This window comes from Bradyrhizobium sp. USDA 4451, assembly GCF_054822585.1.
The window spans coordinates 1245697-1268499 of the sequence record NZ_JBTRCH010000001.1 but is presented as its reverse complement, the minus strand read 5'-3'; the positions used below and the strand labels follow the sequence as shown (position 1 = coordinate 1268499).

Sequence of the window (22803 nt, the reverse complement as noted above, 5' to 3'; positions counted from 1 at the left end):
TGCGGAAAATGTGCTATATCTGACACATTACAGGCCAAGAACCCCCTGCCATGCGTACCTTGTGGCTTCGAGGTTCCCGCAACATCGAACAGGGGCGTGGCAGTTTCCGCGCGCAGGCTGTGTCACAGAAAACGCGTAAAAAGAGTGCTTCAAAGACGACGAAGAAAGCCGCTGTCGTTGCTCGCAGCGCAACCAAGGGCCGTGCCAAGGCGCCTGTGAAAGGCGCCAAGAAGGCCGCGGCTGCAAAGTCCTCAAAGAACAAAAGAAGCGTGATGCCAGAAAAGACTGCCAAGACTGCCGCGAAAGCGGCAGCTGCGAAGCCCGCTGCTGCGAAGGTCGCCCCCAAAACTGCCGCTGCGCCGAAGCCGGCCGCCCCGAAGGCTGCCGCCCCCGCCGCTGCTCCGAAGGTTGCCGCCAAGCCGGCCGCCGCACCGCGCGTCGAGGAGCCGAAGAAGGTCGTGACCCAGCGCCAGGGCTTCAAGGCCAATGAATTCGTCGTCTATCCCGCTCACGGCGTCGGCCAGATCCTGGCCATCGAGGAGCAGGAGATCGCGGGCGCCAAGCTCGAGCTGTTCGTGATCAATTTCATGAAGGACAAGATGACGCTGCGCGTCCCGACGGCGAAGGTCGCCAATGTCGGCATGCGCAAGCTGTCGGAGCCGGCGCTGGTCAAGAAGGCGCTGGAGACCCTGAAGGGCCGCGCCCGCGTCAAGCGCACCATGTGGTCGCGCCGCGCCCAGGAATACGAAGCGAAGATCAATTCGGGCGACATCGTCGCGATCGCCGAGGTGGTCCGCGACCTCTACCGTTCGGAATCGCAGCCCGAGCAGTCCTACTCCGAACGCCAGCTGTATGAAGCGGCGCTCGACCGGCTGTCGCGCGAGATCGCGGTGGTGCAGCACTCGACCGAGACCGAAGCGATCAAGGAGATCGAAGGCCAGCTCGCCAAGAGCCCGCGCCGCGGCGCCAAGGCGGAAGCCGAGGGTGAAGGCGAGGGCGATGCCGACGGCGAGGATGCCGACAGCGATGGCGACGACACCGCCGTCGAGGACGAAGCCGCCTGAAAGGGTTCGACGGATTGAAACCAAAGCCCGGTCGCGAGACCGGGCTTTTTGTTTTTTGGCAAAATGTCGCCCACCTCATTGCCGGTTTATCCCGAACGGAACGCCGCTACCTTTCGCGCGTTCGCTCGCCATTGGAGGAGAGCGGACCATGGCATCAAAGGCAGTCATTTTCTTCGCGGGCGTCGGAACAACCTTCATCATCCTCGGTGCCGGATTCGGTGGTGGGCTGCTGATGGCAAATTCGGCGCTCAAGGATCCCGCCGGTCCCCAGACGCGCGTCTCTTCGCCGGCGGCCGCGGAACCAGCACGCGTGGTGCTGCCATCGACGACAGAAGCCGCGCTCGCACCGCAGCCAGCGAGCCAGCGCGAGGCCGCCGCTGCAGTAGCCGCCGCGCCACCCCCGCCGTCGCAGGTGCAGCCAGAGCCGGTGAAGGACGTCCAGGCGCCTGTCGAGAAGCAGGCGGATGCGGCTGAGGCGAGGAAGCCTGCAGCGGAAGAACGGGAGCGGCGCAAGCGGTATGCTGAACGCAAGGCGAAGCGTATCGCGTCCGAGCAGGCGAGACGTCAGCAGCGGCGCATCGAGCAAGGCGACCAACGCCGTGAAGCTCCGGTGCTCCTGAAACAGGTAGACCGCCGTGACGTTCCGATCATGGCATCTGAAGATGATGATTCCCCGCCCCGTCCGTTCGCGAAATTCTTCGGGAATGACTGAGCGCGTCACTTGGTGAAGGAATGGAGGAACAGTCCGGAATTAAGGAACGTTGATGGTGATGACTGACGAAACCTCCATTGCTTTTACGACGAGCCCTGAGCAACGCATCGAGCAGGCGTCAGAGGCGATCCGTCAGATGGCTGAGCACAGCGTATTTGAACCTTTGCCGCAACGAGACCGGTGGCTGCATCACCTGGGCGAGGCGACCAAGGCCGCCCCACTTCAATCACTTGCCGTTGCATTCCTGCTAGGGGTCTTTCTGGCCCGCCGGTAGCGTCTCGGTGACACTGACTGCTCTCCTGCTGCGGCACTTGTACTCAAGACGAGCGCTGCGTCGCCATACGATAGCGGAGCAAACGGCCACGGCGCTCGACGCTACGTAAACGATCCTGACCAGCATCGTCCTGCGGATATATCCCGGTGCTCGCGGAAGAAGTGGGGCCGTCGCCCTTCGAGGCTCGCCGAAGAGGCGAGCACCTCAGGGTGACGGTCAGAAACTTTCGCCTATGGCTACTTCACCCGCTGCTTCTCGAGCTTTCGCGCCAATGTCCGGCGATGCATGCCGAGGCGGCGGGCGGCTTCGGAGATGTTGAAGTCGGTTTCGATCAGGGTCTGGTGGATGCGCTCCCATTCCAGCGTCTTGATCGAGGTCGGCCGTGCGCCGACCTCGATGGCGGCGTTGCCGGCGGCTTTCTGGAATGCGGCCTCGATGTCGTCGGTGTTCGACGGCTTTGCGAGGTAGTGGCAGGCGCCGAGCTTGATCGCCTCGACCGCGGTGGCGATGCTGGCAAATCCGGTCAGCACCACGATCAGCATCTCCGGGTCATGCGCATGCAGCGCTTCGACGCAGGCAAGACCCGAGGCGCCGCCGGCGAGCTTGAGGTCGACGACGGCATAGCCGGGCGATTGCTGCTCGAGTAGCTCACGGACCTCGTCGAGCGAGGCGGATACGGCGACGCCGTAGCCGCGGCGCTCGAACGAGCGCTTCAGGGTGCGGGCAAAGCCGGAATCGTCCTCGACGATCAGAAGCTGGCGTTCATCCGTCAAGATGGTCTCCGATCGCAAGCGTCGCGAGCGGCAGCTCGAGCCTGACTGTGGCGCCGATGTCCGGCCGGTTGCGCGCCGCCACCACGCCGCCGAGCTTGCGCACCACATTGACGACCAGGAACAGGCCGAGGCCGCTGCCGGGGCTGCCCTTGGTCGATTGATACGGCTTGCCGATATGAGAAAGCATCTCGCGCGAGAAGCCCGGACCGCGATCGTTCACCGACAGCACCAGCGTGTCGGCGTTGCGCTCGGCCATCAGCTCGATCCAGTCGCGCGAAACCTCGGCGGCATTGTCGAGCACGTTGAAGATCGCCTGCTTGAGCGCGGTGTCGGACACGATCGCAAGATCGGTGCCGAACGCGTTGCGGAAATACAGCGTGGCCGATGGCCGCGTCGTCCGCCACTCCTCGACCAACGTGCTCAGGAATGCCGCGACGGTGGTCGGCGAGGAGCCTTCGCCGCGGGCTTCGCCGGCTGAGAGCAGGATGCCGGTCACGATCGACTTGCAGCGCTGCACCGAGATCTCCATCTCGCCGAGGTCCTGCGACAGTTCGGGGTCGGAGGCGAGCGCCGGCATCCGGCGCCAGTCGCCCAGGATGACCGAGAGCGAGGCGAGCGGCGTGCCGAGCTCATGCGCGGCGCCGGAAGCCAACAGGCCGATCCGGACGATATGATCCTGCTCGGTGGCATGCTGGCGCATCGCCGCGAGGCGCAAGTCGCGGTCGCGCAGATTGCGGTTGATCCGGGTCATGAACACCACGAGCAGCACGGCGTCGAGCACGAGGCCGATGAAGGTGCCGGCGATATACAGGTTGAAGGCATCGGCGAAGCCCTGCTGCGGCAGCTCCAGCGGCCGGTAGTAGCTGGTCAGCCAGGCGAAGTTCATGCAGACCAGCGCCACCAGCGACCAGGTCGAGGGCGCATCGAGCAGCACCGCGCCGAGCGTCACCTGCAGCAGATAGAGTGAGGTGAAGGGATTGGTCGCGCCGCCGCTGAGATAGAGCAGGGCGGTCAGCGCCGCGACGTCGAGCGCCAGCGCGACTAAAAGCTCGCGGTTGTTGATGTCGGCGCGGTAGCGCAGCCACAGCAGGCTGACGACATTGAGCGCGACGAGCCCGGAGATCACGGCGGCGAGCGGCAGCAGCGGCAGCGCGATGCCCATCCAGAACTGGACGAAGCCGATGGTGGCGATCTGGCCAATCACGGCGATCCAGCGCAGCTGGACCAGCAGGGCCATGTTCTTGCGGTTGGTGGCGATGTCGGCGGGGCTTGCGAGATCGAACGGGATGCCGGTGGCCGCGCCTGCAGCAGACGGCATCACAGCCGTGCCGGTCGCGGCATTTTCCTCATGCGGATCCGATGTGCGCTCGAGCATCTGGGCCTGGGTCGCGAGACAGGTTGCGGGCTGCGCCGACCAAGCGGCGCACGGCGGCGCGTCTTGAACTCCACCCTGGATCGGAGGCGCCGGCGCGGCTCCTGCCGACGATGCGCAGGAGCGCGCCCGCCAGCATAAAGGCCAGCGCAAACCATGTCAGCGCGTAAATTAGGTGGTTGTTGGGAAACCGCACGATCGTGAGCCCGCCGAGGGGGCTGCCGCCGGGATTCGGCGTCGCATCGGCATCGATGAAATAGGGGGCGACGTGCGACAATCCGTGCGCGGCGGCGATCCCGGCGACGTCGCGCGAATACCAGCGGCCCGCCGCAGGGTCGTTGCTGCGCAGGAAACCGCCCTTCGGCTCCGAAATCCGCAACAACCCGGTGACATTGACCCGGCCCCTGCGGGGCGCCGTCGCGCCGTGTGGCGGGATCGCGCTTCTCGGGCGGAACGAAGCCGCGATTGACCAGCACCGTGGTTCCGTCGGCCATCTGCAGCGGCGTCAGCACCCAGAAGCCGGGACCTTCGGCCGTCACGGCCTGCACCAGCGTCTCGTCGGCATTGAGGAACGTGCCGCGCACGGTGACGCGGCGATATTCGTCGCTGGCGGCCGTCACCGCCGGCCATGACGATGGCGGCGGCGGCGCGACCGCTGCCGCATGCATGCGCTGCTCGACCCGTTCGATCAGCGCCAGCTTCCAGGTCCGGCGTTCGATCTGCCAGACGCCGAGCGCGCTCAGCAGCACCACGCCCAGCATGCCGAGCGTGAGCAGCACCAGCGGTGGTCTGGCAGATCGCACCGTCACGGCATCTGGCTCATGTCGTGGATCGGCATCATGTTGATGTTGAGGTGATGCATGACCCACAGCGAGCCGGTCAGCGCGATCACCACCATGACCACGGTGAAGATCATCGCCATCATGGTCCAGCCGTTCTCGGACCGCGTGTTCATGTGCAGGAAGTAGATCATGTGAACCACGATCTGCACCGCCGCCAGCACCAGCACGATCAGGGCGGTGACCGCCTTGTCGGCGATGGTGCCGGTCATCACCAGCCAGAACGGGATGGCGGTGAGGACGACCGAAAGGCCGAAGCCGATCAGATAGCTCTTCAGCGAGCCGTGAGCGGCGCCGCCATGATCGTCATGGCCGTGTCCGGCATTGGCTTCGAGGGCATGAGCTTCGGCGTGAGCTTTTGTTGTCATCGCAGCATTCCCAGGAGGTAGACGAAGGTGAAGACGCCGATCCAGACCACGTCGAGGAAGTGCCAGAACATCGACAGGCACATCAGCCGGCGCCGGTTGGCGGTGGTGAGGCCGAACCGCGCGGTCTGCACCATCAGCGTCACCAGCCAGACCAGGCCGAAGGTGACGTGCAGGCCGTGGGTGCCGACCAGCGTGAAGAACGACGACAGGAAGGCGCTGCGCTGCGGCGTGGCGCCCTCATGGATCATGTGGGCGAACTCGGTGAGCTCGATGCCGAGGAAGGCGAGGCCGAACAGTCCGGTGATCGCGAGCCAGAGCTGGGTCTGGCCGATCTTCGATTTCTCCATCGTCAGCATGGCGAAGCCGTAGGTGATCGAGGAGAGCAGCAGCATCGTGGTGTTGAGCGCGACCAGCTTGAGGTCGAACAGGTCCTTCGGCGACGGGCCGGCGGCATAGCTGCCGCCGAGCACGCCATAGGTCGCAAACAGCATCGCGAAGATGAGGCAGTCGCTCATCAGGTAGATCCAGAAGCCCAGCATGGTGCTGGCGCCTTCCGGATGATCGTGCTCGTCGACGACGTGGAAGACGGGCTCGGAGTCTTGAGTGGTGATGGTCGTCGCTACGCTCATGACTGGGCTCCCGCGGCAAGAACGCGTGTCCGCGCGTCTTCAGTCCGCACCACCTCATCCGCCGGGATGTGGAAGTCGCGGTGATAGTTGAAGGTGTGGCCGATCGCGACCGCGAGCAGCGCAACGAAGCTGACGGCGGCGAGCCACCAGATGTACCAGATCAGCGCGAACCCCATCACCGTCGCGAACCCGGCGAGGATGACGCCGGTGCCGGTGTTGGACGGCATGTGGATCGGCTTGAAGCCGGTCAGCGGGCGCCTGTAGCCGCGGCGCTTCATGTCCCACCAGGCGTCGTTGTCGTAGACCACGGGCGTGAAGGCGAAGTTGTAGTCCGGCGGCGGCGAGGAGGTCGCCCATTCCAGCGTGCGCGCGTTCCAGGGATCGCCGGTGGTGTCCTTGAGCTGCTCGCGCCGGAGGATGCTGACCGCGAACTGCACCAGCATCGCACCGATGCCGAGCAGGATCAGGAAGGCGCCGAACGCCGCGATCACGAACCAGATCTGCAAGGACGGATCGTCGAACACGCGGAGCCTTCGGGTCACGCCCATCAGGCCGAGCACATAGAGCGGCACGAAGGCGAAGTAGAATCCGGAGACCCAGAACCAGAACGACAGCTTGCCCCAGAACGGATCGAGCCTGAAGCCGAACGCCTTCGGGAACCAGTAGTTGATGCCGGCGAACAGGCCGAACAGCACGCCGCCGATGATCACGTTGTGGAAATGCGCGATCAGGAACAGGCTGTTATGCAGCACGAAATCCGCCGGAGGCACCGCGAGCAGCACGCCGGTCATGCCGCCGATCACGAAGGTCAGCATGAACGCCACCGTCCACATCATCGGCAGCTCGAAGCGGATGCGGCCGCGATACATCGTGAACAGCCAGTTGAACATCTTCGCGCCCGTCGGGATCGAGATGATCATGGTGGTGATGCCGAAGAACGAGTTGACGCTGGCGCCGGAGCCCATCGTAAAGAAGTGGTGCAGCCAGACCAGGTAGGACAGGATGGTGATGACGACGGTGGCGTAGACCATCGAGGTGTAGCCGAACAGCCGCTTGCCGGAGAACGTCGCGGTCACCTCCGAGAAGATGCCGAACGCCGGCAGCACCAGGATGTAGACCTCGGGATGGCCCCAGATCCAGATCAGGTTCACGTACATCATCGGGTTGCCGCCGAAATCGTTCGTGAAGAAGTTGGTGCCGACGTAACGGTCGAGCGACAGCAGCGCCAGCACCGCGGTCAGCACCGGGAAGGAGGCGACGATCAGGACGTTGGTGCAGAGCGAGGTCCAGGTGAACACCGGCATCTTCATCATCGTCATGCCGGGCGCGCGCAGCTTGACGATGGTGCAGACCAGGTTGATGCCCGATAGCGTGGTGCCGACGCCGGCGACCTGGAGTCCCCATATGTAATAGTCGACGCCGACGTCGGGACTGTAGCCGATGTTCGACAGCGGCGGGTAGGCGAGCCAGCCGGTGCGGGCGAATTCGCCGACGAACAGCGACATCATCACCAGCACGGCGCCGCCGACTGTCATCCAGAAGCTGAAATTGTTAAGGAAGGGGAACGAGACGTCGCGGGCGCCGATCTGCAGCGGCACCACGTAGTTCATCAGACCGGTGACCAGCGGCATCGCCACGAAGAAGATCATGATCACGCCGTGGGCGGTGAAGACCTGGTCGTAGTGATGGGCGGGGAGGTAGCCGTCGGAGCCGTTGAAGGCGATCGCCTGCTGCAATCGCATCATCAGCGCGTCGGCGAAGCCGCGCAGCAGCATCACGATGCCGAGGATCATGTACATGATGCCGATGCGCTTGTGGTCCACGGTGGTGAACCATTCGCGCCACAGATAGCTCCAGAGCCGGAAGTAGGTGACGAGGGCGAACAGCGCCAGCCCGCCGGTTGCGACCACCGCGAAGGTGCCGACCAGGATCGGCTCATGGATCGGCAGCGCTTCGAGATTGAGGCGGCCGAAGATCATCTTGACGAGATCGGGATTCATGCGGTCCTCCTCAGGACTCTGATTTCGGACGCTGGCCGAGCAGCAGGGATGTCGATGACGGGTGAGCCGGCGAGAACGGCGGGCGCTGCAGCCCGAAGCCGCGCAGCGGCGTCAGATCGAGCGGCGCGGTGACCTCGCGCGACGGCGCATCCTTGATCTCGTCCATCGAGCAGATGCCGGCGACGAAGGTCGGCTCGGAGCCGAGCGGCGCGCCGCGGCGGGCGTATTTGTCGTAAGTCAGCGGCAGCGTGTTGTTGAAGCCTTCGCGTCCCAAGCCGCCCTTGGCGTCGATCGCCATCATCTCGCTCATGCACATCTTGCCAGGCTCGACGCACATGTTGAGGATCGCCTTGTAGAGATCGCGATCGACCGAGCGATAGAGCCGGACCGGATCGTTCTCGCTCGGACGTTCGAGCTGGAGATAATCGGTGCGGCCGAGCATGTTGGCGCTGGCCTTGGCGGTCGCGATCCACTTGTCGAAATCGGCGTTCGACAGGCTCTTGAAATCGAAATGCATGCCGGAGAAGCCGGCACCGCTGTAATTGGCCGAGAAGCCGCGGAAGGTGCCGGGCTTGTTGGCGACCGCGTGCAGCTTGGTCTCCATCCCCGGCATGGCGTAGATCTGGCCGGCGAGGGCTGGGATGTAGAACGAGTTCATCACGGAGGAGGCCGTGATGCGGAAGCGGATCGGGCGATCGACCGGAGCCGCGAGCTCGTTGACGGCGGCGACGCCGTAATCCGGGTAGATGAACAGCCACTTCCAGTCGAGCGCGACCACCTCGACATTGAGCGGGGCGTCCTTGCTCTCGATCGGCTTGTCGGCGGCGATGCGGCCGAGCGAGCGGTAGGGATCGAGCAGATGGGTGCCCATCCAGGTCAGCGCACCGAGGCAGATGATGATCAGCAGCGGTGCCGACCAGATCACCAGCTCGAGTTGGGTGGAGTGATCCCAGTCCGGCTCGTAGGGCGCCTGGCTGTTGGACTGGCGGTAGCGCCAGGCGAAGAACACGGTCAGCGCCATCACCGGAAGCACGATGATCAGCATCAGGACGGTGGAGATCACGACGAGGTCGCGCTGCTGGGCGGCGATGTCGCCGGCAGGAGCCAGGACGACGAAATCGCACCCGCCCAGCAGCGCCGCGAACGGCAATAAGGCCAATAATTTCAAGGCGCGCACGGCTCACCCCACTTGAATTTTATGAGTTCGGCCAAGGGGTAGCTGCGATGCAGCAAAGTTGACATTGGACAATTTGTCCAATGTTGCACTGCGGGATAGACCGTCAGAAGGTGAGGTGGACCGCGTGGCAACGTCTGCCCGTGGCCTCATTTTGTTCGAGCATGATTGGTTCGGAAAACCGGTCTTCGGTTTCCCGGATCAGGCTCCAAAGGACGGTTTTCCGGCGATGGCACAGGCCCCAGCAATGGCTCACGGCACCCCGACCGCATCAGGTCACGGGCAGGCGAAACCCGGCGAAATCGCCATCGGCGTCATCATCGGACGGACCTCGGAGTTCTTCGACTTCTTCGTCTACGCGATCGCCTCGGTGATCGTATTCCCGAAGCTGGTGTTCCCGTTCGCCAATGAATTGACCGGCACGCTCTATTCCTTCGGCATCTTCGCGCTGGCCTTCGCCGCGCGGCCGCTCGGCACCGTGATCTTCATGGCGGTCGACCGCCGCCACGGCAAGGGCGCCAAGCTCGTCACCGCGCTGTTCCTGCTCGGCACCGCGACGGTCGCGCTCGCCTTCCTGCCCGGCTACGATACGATCGGCGTTGCGGCGATCTGGCTGCTCGCCGCCGCGCGCGTCCTGCAGGGCATCGCCTGGGGCGGCGCGTGGGACGGCCTCGCCTCGCTGCTCGCGATGAATTCGCCGGCGAACAAGCGCGGCTGGTACGCGATGGTGCCGCAACTCGGCGCGCCGCTCGGGCTGATCGTGGCGAGCGCGCTGTTCGCGTTTTTCGCCGGCAACCTGTCGGCGGATGATTTCTTCGATTGGGGCTGGCGCTATCCGTTCTTCGTCGCCTTCGCCATCAACGTGGTGGCGCTGTTCGCGCGGCTGCGCATGGTGGCGACCGATGAATATTCCGAACTGTTCGAAAGCCGCGACCTCGAGCCGGCGCGGGTCGGCGAGACCGTCGCGCAGGAAGGCCGCAACATCCTGCTCGGCGCGTTCGCGCCGCTGGCGAGCTTCGCCCTGTTTCACATGGTCACGGTGTTTCCGCTGTCCTGGGTGTTCCTGTTCACCAAGGAAAGCCCGGTGCGCTTCCTGATCATCGAGATGATCGGCGCCATGGTCGGCGTCGCGGCGATCGTCGCCTCCGGCATGATCGCCGATCGCGTCGGGCGCAAGCCGCTGCTGCTGGGCTCGGCGGTCGCGATCGCGGTCTATAGCGGCTTTGCCCCGCAGCTGCTCGACGCCGGCGCGTTCGGTGAGACCGTCTACATGGTGCTCGGCTTCGTGCTGCTCGGCCTGTCGTTCGGCCAGTCGTCGGGCGCGATCGCCTCGAACTTCGCGCGCAACTATCGCTACACGGCTTCCGCGCTCACCTCGGATTTCGCCTGGCTGTTCGGCGCCGGCTTCGCGCCGCTCGCCGCGCTGTTGCTGGCGACGCATTTCGGCCTGATCTCGGCCGGCGCGTACCTGTTGTCGGGGGCGGTGTGGACGCTGCTGGCGCTGTGGCTCAGCGGCCTGCGCGAAGCGGAAGTGAATTAGACTGCTGGCGCAGTTTCCCTCGTCTTGTAGCCCGGATGGAGCGAAGCGAAATCCGGGGCCACCTTGACCGCGGACAGTTCTGCCCCCGGATTGCGCTGCGCTCCATCCGGGCTACGAATCTCAGGCTAGCGGAATAATCCATCGACGCGAAACGAATAGCCTAAGCCGACAACGTAGTTCGGCGAGTTGCGGTTGAGCCCGAACGCGACGTGAAGGTCGAGCTGCTGGGTCGGCGTGAGCCGGTACATGCCGCCGGAATTGACCAGCTGGGTCGGCCGCGCGCCGTCGGGATAGTCGCCGACATATTCGGTGAACACGCTGATCCGCTCGGTCAGTTTCTTCTCGATCACGAACGTCGCCTCCGACATGTGCTGGCCGGTCAGTTCGGCCGGACGGAAGAATTCCGTGAACATGCCGCTGACGCCCCAGCCGTCGTGCAGCTCCCATGACCATGGCAGCTGGATGTAGGGCTGCGCGCCGTGGCCGGCGATGGCCGCAGCACCGGTCGGCAACGCGACGCCGGCGGTGATCGAGAGGTCGATCTTCCCGGGCACCGGGCTGATCTGCCATTTGATTCCTGGCGCGATGTCGGAGAAGCCGGAGGCGCCCGGCGATTTCAGCGTGCCGACATAGCTCGGCAGGTCGACCAGTACTTCGAGGCAGGGCGCAATCCCGAGCCGCCAGCGGCTGTTGCTGCCGTCGATGCTGCGGCCACCGTCGCGGCCGGTCAGATTGACGCCGTTCTCGTTCTGCAGGCTCCCGACCGGCACGACGATACTGGAATTGGTGACGTCGGGCCGGTCGGTCGCAATTTCGTCGCTCGGTTTGGGACAGCCGTCCGCGCGCGCGGCGGTGGCTGCTGCGAGTGTGAGCGCAGCAAGCACGCACCCGAGTTCGGCAAGTCGAGCGACGGCGCCGAACCTGGTCTGAAACACTGGGGATGCTCCAATAGCGCGGCGCGGCTGCGGAGGTGGCAGCCGCAATCAAGATCGACGGGGCCGCGCAATTATTCCGCGGGGGCGGCAAAAAACTTCAACACGAGGCATGATTGTCGGCGATCCCAGCGGCCGGCGTCCAGTGCAATGACGGCCGGGCGGCAGGGAATAGAATGGCAGCGCGGCGGCTCCTGTTGTGGTGGCAAACAGGAGACCCGGAATGAGCATTCGTTCGATCGCCGGCGCGCTGGCGCCGCGGCAGGCCAAAATCGCCGCGATGGCGGCTATCGCGATCCTGCTCGCGCTGAACAGCGCCCGCGCGGCGGGCGATCCGGCACGCGGCGCCACGCTGTACCAGGGCTGCGGCGATTGCCATTCGATCGAGAAGAACGACGTCGGCCCGATGCACAAGGGCGTGGTGGGCCGCCTCGCCGGTTCGGTCGCGGGCTATAATTATTCGCCGGCACTGAAGAATTCGAAGATCGTGTGGACCGAGGAGAATCTCGACAAATGGCTGACCGGTCCGGACGCGATGGTCCCGGGCACCAAGATGTTCTACGAGGTTCAGGATCCCAGGGATCGCGCCGACATCATCGCCTTCCTCAAGGAGAGGGCGAAGTAAGGTTGCTTGTAGCCCGGATGGAGCGCAGCGTAATCCGGGATCTTCTCTTCGCGGACGCACGTCCCCGGATTGCGCTGCGCTTCATCCGGGCTACGGGCTACGTTTCCCGGGAGACGATCAATCCACCACGATCTTGACGCGGTCGCGCGGTTTGACCTGGGCGTGGGCGTCGAGGCCATTGAGCACGCGGAAGCGCTCGGCCGGATGATCGACGCCGGCCATGCGGTGCGACAGCGATTCCACGGTGTCGCCGGGCTGCACGTTGATCACCTTGATGCGCAGCGGGCGCGCGGCCTGGATCTCGTCGAGCGTCAGGCGACGGAATGAATTGACGGTCTCGCGCGCGTTGCGCTCGCTCTCGGTGGATTTCTGCTTGGCGGCGAAGATGAAGCGATAGACGTCGCTGCCGAAGCGCAGCGCATAGACCTTGAACTGCCACTGGTCGCCATGCGCGGTGGCCGATGCCGCCGGAAAGCCGTTGATGGTGAGGTCCTCGGTCGAGGACTTCTCGACGCCCTCCATCCAGCCGGAATTCAGATAGTCGCCGAGCGACTGCTCGGCCGGCACCCGCACCACGTCGAAGCGCATCGCCTGGCTGCCGCCTTCGCGCACGCCGATCACCGCCTGCGCGGTGTTGTCGAGCGTGAAATTATCGGGCGCGGTGAAGGTGAAGCCGAGCTTCGGATGCAGGAAGCGGCGGCCGCGGACGAAGCCTTCGCTGGGATCCTCGCCGTAGACGATGTTGTCGATCGCGGCGAGATAGGTCTCGCGGTCGCGATCGTTGCTCTCCGGCGATGAATATTGCCGCGCGGTGGTCTGCGCATTGTTGATGCGCTCCGGCGTCGCCGGATGCGACGAGGTGAAATCCTGCGCGCGCGGATCGAGCGCGGTCTTGCCGATCTTGAGCGCGGCATTGCGCTCCATCGCGGTCAGGAAACGCGCCGCGCCGTAGGGATCGAAATGCGCGCGGGCGGCGATGCCGACGCCGATGCCGTCGGCCTCGAACTCCTGCTGCCGCGAGAAGCTCGCCAGTGTCAGCTTGGTCTTGGCGAGCGCAAGCGCCGTGAGATCGGGATCGGTGCTCATGTCGGTGACGACGCGCGTCACCACCGCCGCCTGGCGCGCCTGGTCCTCGCGCATCGCGGCGTGCTTGGCCAGCACATGCGCCATCTCGTGGCTCAGCACCGAGGAGAGCTCCGAGGTGTCGCTGGCGAGCGCGATCAGGCCGCGCGTGACGTAGAGCTGGCCGGTCGGCAGCGCGAAGGCGTTGACCGCGCCGGAGTTGAGGATCGTCACCTTGTAGGCCTGGTCGGGCCGCTCGGAAGCGGCGACCAGCCGCTCGACGGTCTTGCTGATCAGCGCCTCGAGCTTCGGGTCGTCATAGGCGCCGCCATAGGACGACAGGATGCGCTCATGCTCGCGCTCGCTGTTGGGCGTCTGCTGCACCACCCGGTTCGGCTTCACCGGCGCCGCCGCCGCAGTCGGGGTGACCTGCTCGAATCGGCCGACATTGCCGCAGGCCGACAGCGTCAGGGCGGCGCAGACGAGCACCGGCGCAGCCGAAAGCCGGCGGCCAGTCCCATTTTCACGCCGTCCTGCGCGCACCATCACGTCCAAAACTCGCAAATTGTCCCGTGAGTCGGCCGGGGTGTGGCCAAAGGCCCCCTAGTTCCCGCCGAGCACTTCAATCTGCCCCACCCGGAGCAGTTCGATTCGCGGCCCACGTCGTGCTTCCACCCAGCCTCGTACACGAATCCTACGATTTTCCAGAGACTTGGGCGCAAGCCCGGCCGCCTCGAACGCAGGGACTATGCGCCTTGAAATAGTCAGAGCAAAGTCCCGAGTCCAGTTTCGGCCGAAATTCAGGTAGGTCGTCGCCCCGGCCTGGCGCACCGACAAAACCCTGCCCTCGACCACCATAAAACGCCCGATCCCGGCCAAAATATCGTCCGGACTTTCGGCGTTTTTTATGACACTGGCCTCGGCCCAGGTTCCCGATCGGGCCACCCGTGCCTCGCCCTCCGCCGCCATCAGCGCCGCGGCGCAGTCCTTGTCGGCGACCTCGGGCGACACCAGCGCGAGGCCCTGACGCAGCAGTTCGGTCTGCACGGGCAGCCCCTCACCTTCGACGAAGGCGTAGGCCGGCTGCCGGCCGTAGCGGTCCGGCGTGTCGTCCTGCCCGCGCAGCGTCACCTCGCGGCCGACCAGCCGTGCCGACAGCGCTGCCATGGCGTTCGTCCTGTCCGCCACCTCGATGCCGGCAAGCCGGACCTCACGGCCGTCGTCGAGCCGGAAGCTGCGTGCATCGACCACGACGGCGACGCGCCCTTCGCCTTGAATCTCGAAATTGCATCCGGCCGCTTCGGCAGGTTCGATGCATGCGACGATTGCGAGCGCGCATGCTGTCATCGTCACCGTCCGCGGACGGCGTTGCCATGCTCGAATATGTGGAGGCGTCATGCTTGCACTCTTCACTCCGGCGCGCTCCGTTCCGAGCGGCGGCCGCCAACAGAGGCAGTCTGACGGAAAGATCGTCGCGGAGCCACAAGCGAAACGACACCCGTTGGGCACCTTGATTCAGCGAACAAATTTTCCGAGCGCTTCTCATCGCGCGCATGCACGCGCCGCTGGTTTCACATCGATGCGTGGCCGCGACGGGACAAACACACCTCGCATGTCCCTTGCCGTGACGAAAATGGCCATCCAATCGCGCGCGACGCGGTCCGCGCGCCCGTCAACCTTACCCATTGACCATCTCAACTCCGTGCGCGGAATGAGAATTCGTTATTATTGCCAATGATTTGCGGCGCACGATAACTATTCGGCAATTTTTAGAAACAGCGATCGATTGCGATCGCTCAATCCTATTGCCGAGGTCCTTGTGTCGAACCCAGTTGTTCTCACGCTGACGACCAGCGATCCCCTCCATGATTACACCCAGCTCTACAACGCGATCTCGGCGATCAGCGTCGGCGGCGGCTTCGCTGCGGCGAACACCGATTACGTCATCAACTTCTCGCTCTCGTCAGGCGCGCGCACATTGCAGCTGCTCGACGATCTGCCGGCCATCAACCTGATGAACGGTTCGACGCTCACCTTCGACGGCAACTCCGACTACAATAATCAGCTCGGCGGGCAGGACTACAGCGACGTCATCGACGCGCGCGGCTATCAGGGCTTTGTCGTCACCTCAGGCAAGGTGACGTTCAAGAATCTCACCATCGTCAATGCGGTTGCGAGCGGCGGCAATGGCGGGGTCGGCGGTGGCGGCGGCGGTGCAGGCCTCGGCGGCGGCCTGTTCGTCGGGCAGAACGCCGACGTCACGCTCGACAATGTCAATTTCGGCAGTAACACCGCGAAGGGCGGCGATGGCGGTGCGGTCGATCCTGCCGGTGGCGGTGGCGGTGGCGGCGGCATCGGTGCCGACGGCGGCAGTGGCAATGGCGGCGGCGGCGGTGGCGGCGGTTTCGGCGGTCACGACTATTATGGCGACCACGGCAACGGCGCGAACGGTTACAGCGAAGCCGGCTCTGATAGCCAGCATCCTTCAACAGGCGCGCAGGGCTCGAGCGGCACGCCGGCGACCGTCGTCGGTCCAGGCGGCGGACAGAGCGCCGACAATTATGGCGGCATCGGCTACGGCGCGCATGCCTCCGGCGGCGCAAATGGTGGCGGTGGTGCCGGCGGCGTCGGCGGCGGCGGCGGAGGCATCGGTGGCGGCAACTCGGTCGGCGGCGGCCCTTCGGGCACGCTGATCGGCTTCGGCGGTGCAGGTGGCGTCGGTGGCGGTGGCGGCGGCGGCATTTATGGCGGCGGCAATGGCGGGTTCGCCGGCGGTGGCGGCGGATCCGGCAATGGCAGCGGCTACGCGCACACCGGCGGCAATGGCGGCTTCGGCGGTGGCGGCGGCGGGTCGAACGGCACGCCCGGCAGCGGCGGCTTCGGCGCGGGCAATGGCTCGCTCGCCGGCGGCGGTGGCGGCGGCCTCGGCGCCGGCGGCGATATCTTCGTCCAGCAAGGCGGCAAGCTGACCGTGATCGGCGGCACCCTGTCCGGTGCCACCGAGACCGGCGGCACTGGCGCGAATGGCGCGAGCAGCGGCTCGGCCTATGGCGACATCTTCATCCAGGGCACGATGGTCGTCACGCCGACGCACACCGTTTCCACGGTCTTCGAGGGACTGCAGACCGTCACCACGCTGACGATCGCGGACACGATTGCGGACGAGAAGGGAATCAGCGGTGCCGGCACGACCGGCAAGTTGCAGATTTCCGGCGGCGGCACGCTGACGCTGACCGGCGCCAACAGCTATGTCGGCGGCACCCAGATCGATGCCGGCAATACGCTCTCGATCACCGCCGACAACAATATCGGCGGATCGGCCGGCGCACTGATCCTCAACGGCGGCACGCTGACCACGACCGGCGGCTACAGCTTCACGCACGACATCCAGGTCACCGCCAATGGCGGCACCTTCGACATCTCGTCCGGCACGATTGCCGACGCCGGCGCGATCAGCGGCTCCGGCACGTTCACGCTGTCGGGTGCCGGCACGTTGCAACTCGGGCTCGGCCAGCTCGCAGGGCTGACCGGGACGCTCAACCTGAGCGGCGGGCACCTCGGGTTGACGACGGGCGGAACCTTTGACGACGCGATCGTGGTCGGCGGCAACTCGGTTTTGACGGTCGGGACCGGCGCGACCGTCACCGATACCGCCCTGATCAGTGGCGGCGGCAATCTCGGAATCGACGGCGGCGGCACATTCGTGCTCAGCCATGCCAACAGCTATGGCAGCACGACGATCTATTCCGGCACGGTATGGCTGACCACGGCCGGCGCAGCCGGCACCGGCACTATCTCGTTCACGACAGGACTCGCCAGCACGCTGAAGATCGACGATGCCGCGCTGACCGGCAACGCGTTCACCAATAGCATCTCCAACTTCAATCCCGGCCAGTCCATCGACCTGACCGGGCTGCACTACAACACCCAGAACACCTCGCTCAACACCGTCAGCCTTTCCGGCAACGTCCTCACGGTCTCGAACGGCACGGTGACGGATACGTTGACGGTGAACGGGCTCGACGGCGGCGCCCGCTTCCAGCTTTCGCAGGATGCGAATGGCGGCACGATCGTGCAGCTTGTGTCGACGCGCGTCTTCAATGTCTCGAACGTCACCGAGCTCAACGCAGCCATCCTGCAGATGGATTCCGGCGGCCAGAACGCCGCGCCGAATGCCAACTACACCATCAACATCACCGCCAGCTTCAGCCTCTCGTCGGAGCTGTACGCGCTCAATCTCTTGAGCGGGTCGAGCGTCACCATCAACGGAAGCGATGGTCACGGCGGCGCTTACACGATTGACGGCCTCAACGCCCAGCGCGGGTTCTTCGTTTATGCCGGCAACGTCAATCTCGAGAACCTGACCATCCAGAACACGGTGGCGGCCGGCGGCGGCGTCATCCAGGGCGGCGGCGGCGGTGGCGCCGGGCTCGGCGGTGCGCTGTTCGTCTCGGCGAACGGCAGCGCCACGCTCGACAATGTCGTGTTTCACAACAGTGCCGCGATCGGCGGCAATGGCGGAACCGGCAGCACCGCGAGCAACGCCAACCTCGACGGCTTCGGCGGTGGTGGCGGCATGGGCGGCCGGGGCGGCAACAGCAGCGGTGGCGGCATCGGCCTTCACGCGCAGGGTGCGAACTCCGCTGCATTCCAGAACGGGGCCGCTGGGATCGTTCCCGGCGCCGCGGGGGGCGGCAAAGGCGTCGACGGCTACCTGATCCCGTTCGGAGGCGGGACCATGCTTTACTGGTATGGCGGAACGGGCGGCGCCAATGGCGGCGGCGGCGGCGCGGGTGGCTTCCTCGGCAACAACAACCGCGCGCACGGTACCGGCGGTGGCGTCGGCGGCGGCAACGCAATCGACGGCGGCAATGGTGGCTACGGCGGTGGCGGCGGGGCGTTCGGCAATGGTGGCTTCGGTGGTGGCGGCGGCTATGGCGGCAATGGCGGCTTCGGCGGCGGTGGTGGCGTCAGCGGGCTCGGTGGCTTCGGCGGCGGTGGTGGCACGGCGGGTGGCGGTGGCGGCCTTGGCGCTGGTGGCACCGTCTTCGTTCAGCAAGGCGGCTCGCTGACCATCAAGGGCGGCTCGCTCTCGAACGATTCCGGCTTCAACGCGGTCAAGGGCGGCACCAATGGTGCCGGCCAGGCCAGCGGATCGGCATACGGCTCAGGCATCTTCATCCAGGGCACCAACAATCTCAGCTTCGCACCGGCCAGCGGCCAGACGCTGACGGTCGCCAACGATATCGCGGACCAGAGCGGCAATGGCGGCACCGGCGCCAATGCGGGCGTCGGCGGTCTCGTGATCAGTGGCGGCGGCACCGTCATCCTCGGCGGCAACAACACCTACACCGGCAACACCACGCTCAGCGGCGCCGGCACACGGGTATCGATCTCCGCCAACGTCAATCTCGGCGCGGTGACCAATGTGCTGAAGCTCGGCGACGGCACCGGCATCAGCTTCACCGACGGTTTTACGCAGACCCGCAACATCACCGTCGCCGGTGATCCGGTCTTCAACGTCGCGGCCGGCCAGACCGTCACCCAGAGCGGCATCATCTCGGACGGCGCGACGCCGGGCGACGTGGAAGTGACCGGCGGTGGACGGCTCGTGCTGTCCGCGCACAACACCTATTCGGGCGGCACCGTCATTAAGGGCTCGATCCTCGAGCTCGCAGCGAGCGGTGCGGCGGGTACCGGCGCGATTGCCTTCACCGGCGGCTCTACCGAGAAGCTCGTGCTCGATGCCGCGGCATTCTCCGGCACCTCGTTCGGCACGTCGATCACCGGCTTTGCGGGCGGCGATACCATCGATTTCAGCAATCTCGCCTATGACGCGACGGCGACGCTGGCCTATGCGAACGGCATATTGACGGTGAAGAGCGGCAGCGGCAGCACGCTCGCCTCGCTGCATCTGGGTTTCGGCGCGGGCGCCACCTTCGGCTCGCTGAGCCTCGCCTCGGATGGTTCGGCCACGCCGCACCTCGAGATCAGGTCGCAGGCCAGCATTGCTTCGCTGACCGCGGACACGACCGGTCACCTGACGCTGCTCAATACCGGCAAGGTGGTGACCATCACGGTCAATTTCAGCAATGCGGTGACCGTGACCGGTGCGCCGGAACTGCTGCTCAGCGACGGCAAGGCCGCGACCTATGTCAGCGGCAGCGGCTCGCAGGCACTCGTGTTCAGCTACACGGTGCAGGACGGCGACAGCAGCTCTGATCTTCAGGTGCAGAGCCTGTCGCTCAACGGCGGCACGATCAAGGATCCCGGCGGCCAGGACGCCGACGTCACCCATGCGGCGACCGATCTGCATCTGGTGATCGACGGGGTCGCGCCGACGGTATCGGTCGCGGCAAGCTCGACGTCGCTGCTGGCCGGGCAGAGTTCGATCGTCACCTTCACCTTCTCCGAGGCGGTCACGGGCTTCGCGCTTGCGGACACGACGGTGAGCGGCGGCACGCTTGATAACCTTATCCATGTCGGCCTCAACGCCGCGCACCAGGACATCTACACCGCGACCTTTACGCCTGACGTGACCAATTCCGAGGTGGGTTCGGTGCAGGTCAACGCGGCTAGCTATACGGACGCGGCTGGAAACGCCGGCGCGGCCAGCAGTGCGATCAATTTCTCAGGCGACACCAAGGCGCCGACGGTGTCGGTCACTGCCGATCACAGCACGCTCGCGGCCGGCGATACTGCGGTCGTGACTTTCAGCTTCTCCGAGGCCGTCACCGGTTTCGGGCTGGGCGACGTCAGCGTCAGCGGCGGCACGCTTGATAATCTCATCCATGTCGGCGTCGATGGCTCCGGCCACGACGTTTACACTGCGACGTTCACACCTGACGTGACCAACACCGAAGCGGGTTCGGTGCAGGTCAACGCCTCAAGCTATAGCGACGTCGCCGGCAATTCCGGGTCGTCGAGCAACACGGTCAATTTCACCGGCGATACCAGGGCGCCGACGGTGTCGGTTTCGGCAGATCATAGCGCGCTGCTCGCCGGCCAGACCGCAGTGGTGACCTTCACCTTCTCCGAAGCGGTCGCGGGCTTCGCGCTCGGCGATGTCAGCGTCAGCGGCGGCGCGCTGGGTAATCTTGTCCATATCGGCGTCAACGGCATCGGTCAGGACATCTACACCGCGACCTTCACGCCCGATGTCACCAACATCGAGGCCGGATCGGTCAAGGTCAACGCATCGAGCTACAGCGACACGGCCGGCAATGCCGGCGGTATCAGCAACACGATCAATTTCACCGGCGATACCAAGGCGCCGACCGTCTCCGTCTCGCTCAATCCCGACGCGGTGCTGGCCGGCGACCTCTCGGTCGCAACCTTCACCTTCTCGGAGGCGGTGTCCGGCTTCGCCCTGGGCGACACCACCGTGCATGGCGGCGCGCTGAGCAATTTGGTCCACGTCGGGCTCAATGGTGCCGGCGGGGATGTCTACACCGCGACCTTCACGCCCGATGTCAGCGACACCGAGACCGGTTCGGTGAAGGTCAATGCGTGGAGCTATGCCGATCTGTCCGGCAACGCCGGAGCGGCTGGTAACACCGCCACGATCGGCGGCGATACGCTGGCGCCGACGGTCTCGATCGCGGCCGACCGTAGCGCGCTGCTGGCGGGCCAGGCCGCGCTGGTGACATTCACCTTCTCCGAAGAGGTCGCGAGCTTCGCGCTCGGTGACGTCACGGTGCATGGCGGGACGCTCGGCCATCTCGTCCATGTCGGCATCAACGCGTCGGGCCAGGACATCTACACCGCAGCCTTCACGCCGGATGAAAGCAACACCGAGGCGGGCTCGGTGCAGGTCACGGCGTCAAGCTATACCGACGTCGCCGGCAACGCCGGTGCAGCGAGCAACATCGTCAATTTCATCGGCGATACCAAGGCGCCGACGGTGTCGGTTGCCGCGAGCCCGAGCACGGTGCTGGCCGGGCAGACGTCGGTGGTCACCTTCACCTTCTCCGAACATGTCGCGGGCTTCGCCATCGGCGATACCGTCGTCGCCGGCGGTGCCCTGAGCAACCTGGTCCATGTCGGGCTCAATGTGTCGGGCCAGGACGTCTACACCGCGCTGTTCACGCCTGATATCACCGATGTGCTGGCGGGCTCGATCCGGGTCACGGCCTCGAGCTATGCCGACGATGCCGGCAATACCGGTGCGGCTGGTAACACCGCCACCATCGGCGGCGACACGCATGCGCCGACGGTGTCGGTGGCGGCCAATCACACTGTGCTGCACGCGGGCGACACGGCGCTGATGACGTTCACCTTCTCCGAAGCCGTCGCGGGCTTCGGGCTCGGCGACATCACCGTGCACGGCGGCTTCATGGGCAACCTTGTTCATGTCGGCCTCAACGGCGCAGGCCAGGATATCTACACCGCGATCTTCACGCCCCATGTCACCAACTATCTGTCGGCAAACCTGTCGGTCGCCGGCGCGAGCTACACCGACGTCGCCGGCAATGCCGGTGCGGCAAGCAGCTCGGTCAATTTCAGCGGCGACACCAAGGCGCCCTTGGTACCGGCGCTATTTCTGCATCAGGACACCGGCGTCTCGGGTGCCGATCGCATCACCAGCAATCCGCTGATCGACTATTACAAGGCCGATGCTGCCGACACGCTGCGCTTCAAGGCCGACGGCGCGTCGGGATTCTCGACGGTGGCGCCGGTGTTCACGACCGATGGCGTGCATTCCGTGACGGTGCAGGAGGTCGATGCCGCCGGCAATGTCAGCGCGTCGTCCAGCCTGACCTTCACCCTCGACACGACTGCGCCCCATCTGACCGGGATCACCGCCACGCCCTCCGGCGGCGTTGCGTCTCCGGGCGCGCTGGTGCAACTGACGGTCGGCTTCAGCGAGGCGGTTCGCGTGATCAGCGGCACGCCGACACTGACGCTGAACGACGGCGGCAGCGCGATCTACGATGCCGCGGCCACGACGCTGCTCGGCGATCCCTCGAAGCTGGTATTCGATCACATCGTGTCGTCGACCGATCGCGCGTCATCGCTGGCGGTGACCGGCTTCGCCGCCAATGGCGCCAGCGTGGTCGACCTCGCCGGCAATGCGGCGTCGCTGTCAGCCGTGTCGGCGGCGTTCGATGCGTTGCACATCAACGAGACGACAGTGCCGGCCTATACGCTCGGGTCGATCACGCGGCCGGAACTGCATCTCGATCTCGGTGGCCATGTCATCATGGACGAGACCGCCACGGCGTTCGCCGGGCACTATGGCATGCAGTACCTGTTCCTCGGGCTGCCGGCTGGCACGCCATATCAGACCGTGCCTGACTTCCATCTCTGATCGAGGCGTCATTCCGGCTAGCGGAAAACAGATTACTGCCGCTGCGGCTTGCTGCACTGCGGGCCATGCGGCATGATCCCGCCCTCGAAACGGACCTGATGCAATGAGGTCCGCATCTCCAGGGAGGGT

General features: G+C 65.5%; 15 protein-coding genes and 1 pseudogene. 6 read left to right on the top strand and 10 right to left on the bottom strand.

Annotated features, from left to right (window positions below):
* Positions 1–50: 50 nt before the first annotated feature.
* The 3 genes from ACVMB0_RS05845 (at position 51) to ACVMB0_RS05835 (ending at position 2050) form a co-directional block, all read left to right on the top strand.
* Positions 51–1064 (top strand): CarD family transcriptional regulator, encoded by a 1014-nt coding sequence (locus ACVMB0_RS05845; RefSeq protein ID WP_456751738.1) that lies wholly within the window; start codon positions 51–53, stop codon positions 1062–1064.
* 148 nt (positions 1065–1212) lie between these two features.
* Entirely contained in the window at positions 1213–1776 is a 564-nt protein-coding gene (locus ACVMB0_RS05840) for a hypothetical protein (RefSeq protein WP_461345596.1), read from the top strand.
* A 58-nt stretch (positions 1777–1834) separates the two neighbouring features.
* On the top strand, positions 1835–2050 hold the full coding sequence (locus ACVMB0_RS05835; RefSeq protein ID WP_461345595.1) for a hypothetical protein: 216 nt from the start codon (positions 1835–1837) through the stop codon (positions 2048–2050).
* A gap of 236 nt (positions 2051–2286) precedes the next feature.
* Here the strand turns inward: ACVMB0_RS05835 and ACVMB0_RS05830 are convergent, their stop codons facing one another.
* The 7 genes and pseudogenes from ACVMB0_RS05830 to cyoA all read right to left on the bottom strand — a co-directional run bounded on the left by ACVMB0_RS05830 (position 2287) and on the right by cyoA (position 9208).
* Positions 2287–2823, bottom strand: a complete 537-nt coding sequence (locus tag ACVMB0_RS05830; RefSeq protein WP_461345594.1) for a response regulator transcription factor — start codon at positions 2821–2823, stop codon at positions 2287–2289.
* Positions 2813–4141, bottom strand: coding sequence for an ATP-binding protein (locus tag ACVMB0_RS05825; RefSeq protein ID WP_461349602.1), 1329 nt, complete (start codon positions 4139–4141; stop codon positions 2813–2815). Before ACVMB0_RS05825 ends, ACVMB0_RS05830 begins: the two co-directional genes overlap by 11 nt.
* Before the next feature lie 28 nt (positions 4142–4169).
* Positions 4170–4956, bottom strand: a pseudogene (locus tag ACVMB0_RS05820) (SURF1 family protein).
* A 44-nt stretch (positions 4957–5000) separates the two neighbouring features.
* Positions 5001–5402: a cytochrome o ubiquinol oxidase subunit IV gene (gene cyoD / locus ACVMB0_RS05815; protein WP_456751744.1), complete on the bottom strand. Its 402-nt coding sequence runs from the start codon at positions 5400–5402 to the stop codon at positions 5001–5003.
* Complete coding sequence (cyoC, locus tag ACVMB0_RS05810) at positions 5399–6031, bottom strand: cytochrome o ubiquinol oxidase subunit III (RefSeq protein ID WP_456751745.1); 633 nt, start codon at positions 6029–6031, stop codon at positions 5399–5401. The genes cyoD and cyoC overlap by 4 nt, the downstream gene beginning before the upstream one ends.
* Positions 6028–8031 (bottom strand): cytochrome o ubiquinol oxidase subunit I, encoded by a 2004-nt coding sequence (gene cyoB / locus ACVMB0_RS05805; RefSeq protein ID WP_461345593.1) that lies wholly within the window; start codon positions 8029–8031, stop codon positions 6028–6030. The genes cyoC and cyoB overlap by 4 nt, the downstream gene beginning before the upstream one ends.
* Before the next feature lie 10 nt (positions 8032–8041).
* On the bottom strand, positions 8042–9208 hold the full coding sequence (gene cyoA / locus ACVMB0_RS05800; RefSeq protein ID WP_461345592.1) for a ubiquinol oxidase subunit II: 1167 nt from the start codon (positions 9206–9208) through the stop codon (positions 8042–8044).
* Between the two features lie 244 nt (positions 9209–9452).
* Here cyoA and ACVMB0_RS05795 point away from each other — a divergent pair, with 244 nt between their 5' ends.
* A complete protein-coding gene (locus tag ACVMB0_RS05795; protein WP_461345591.1) occupies positions 9453–10745 on the top strand; it encodes an MFS transporter in 1293 nt (430 codons plus the stop codon).
* Positions 10746–10870: 125 nt separating this feature from the next.
* On the opposite strand, the gene ACVMB0_RS05790 is transcribed toward ACVMB0_RS05795, so the two are convergent.
* Complete coding sequence (locus ACVMB0_RS05790) at positions 10871–11680, bottom strand: transporter (protein ID WP_461345590.1); 810 nt, start codon at positions 11678–11680, stop codon at positions 10871–10873.
* Between the two features lie 220 nt (positions 11681–11900).
* On the opposite strand from ACVMB0_RS05790, the gene ACVMB0_RS05785 reads away from it, so the two are divergent.
* Positions 11901–12302, top strand: coding sequence for a c-type cytochrome (locus ACVMB0_RS05785; RefSeq protein WP_461345589.1), 402 nt, complete (start codon positions 11901–11903; stop codon positions 12300–12302).
* Between the two features lie 117 nt (positions 12303–12419).
* On the opposite strand, the gene ACVMB0_RS05780 is transcribed toward ACVMB0_RS05785, so the two are convergent.
* Both ACVMB0_RS05780 and ACVMB0_RS05775 read right to left on the bottom strand, forming a co-directional pair.
* On the bottom strand, positions 12420–13910 hold the full coding sequence (locus ACVMB0_RS05780) for a M48 family metalloprotease (protein ID WP_456756390.1): 1491 nt from the start codon (positions 13908–13910) through the stop codon (positions 12420–12422).
* A gap of 57 nt (positions 13911–13967) precedes the next feature.
* Positions 13968–14711: a thermonuclease family protein gene (locus ACVMB0_RS05775; RefSeq protein WP_461345588.1), complete on the bottom strand. Its 744-nt coding sequence runs from the start codon at positions 14709–14711 to the stop codon at positions 13968–13970.
* Positions 14712–15183: 472 nt separating this feature from the next.
* Between ACVMB0_RS05775 and ACVMB0_RS05770 the strand changes: the two genes are divergently transcribed.
* Positions 15184–22674, top strand: coding sequence for an Ig-like domain-containing protein (locus ACVMB0_RS05770; RefSeq protein WP_461345587.1), 7491 nt, complete (start codon positions 15184–15186; stop codon positions 22672–22674).
* Positions 22675–22803 lie beyond the last annotated feature (129 nt).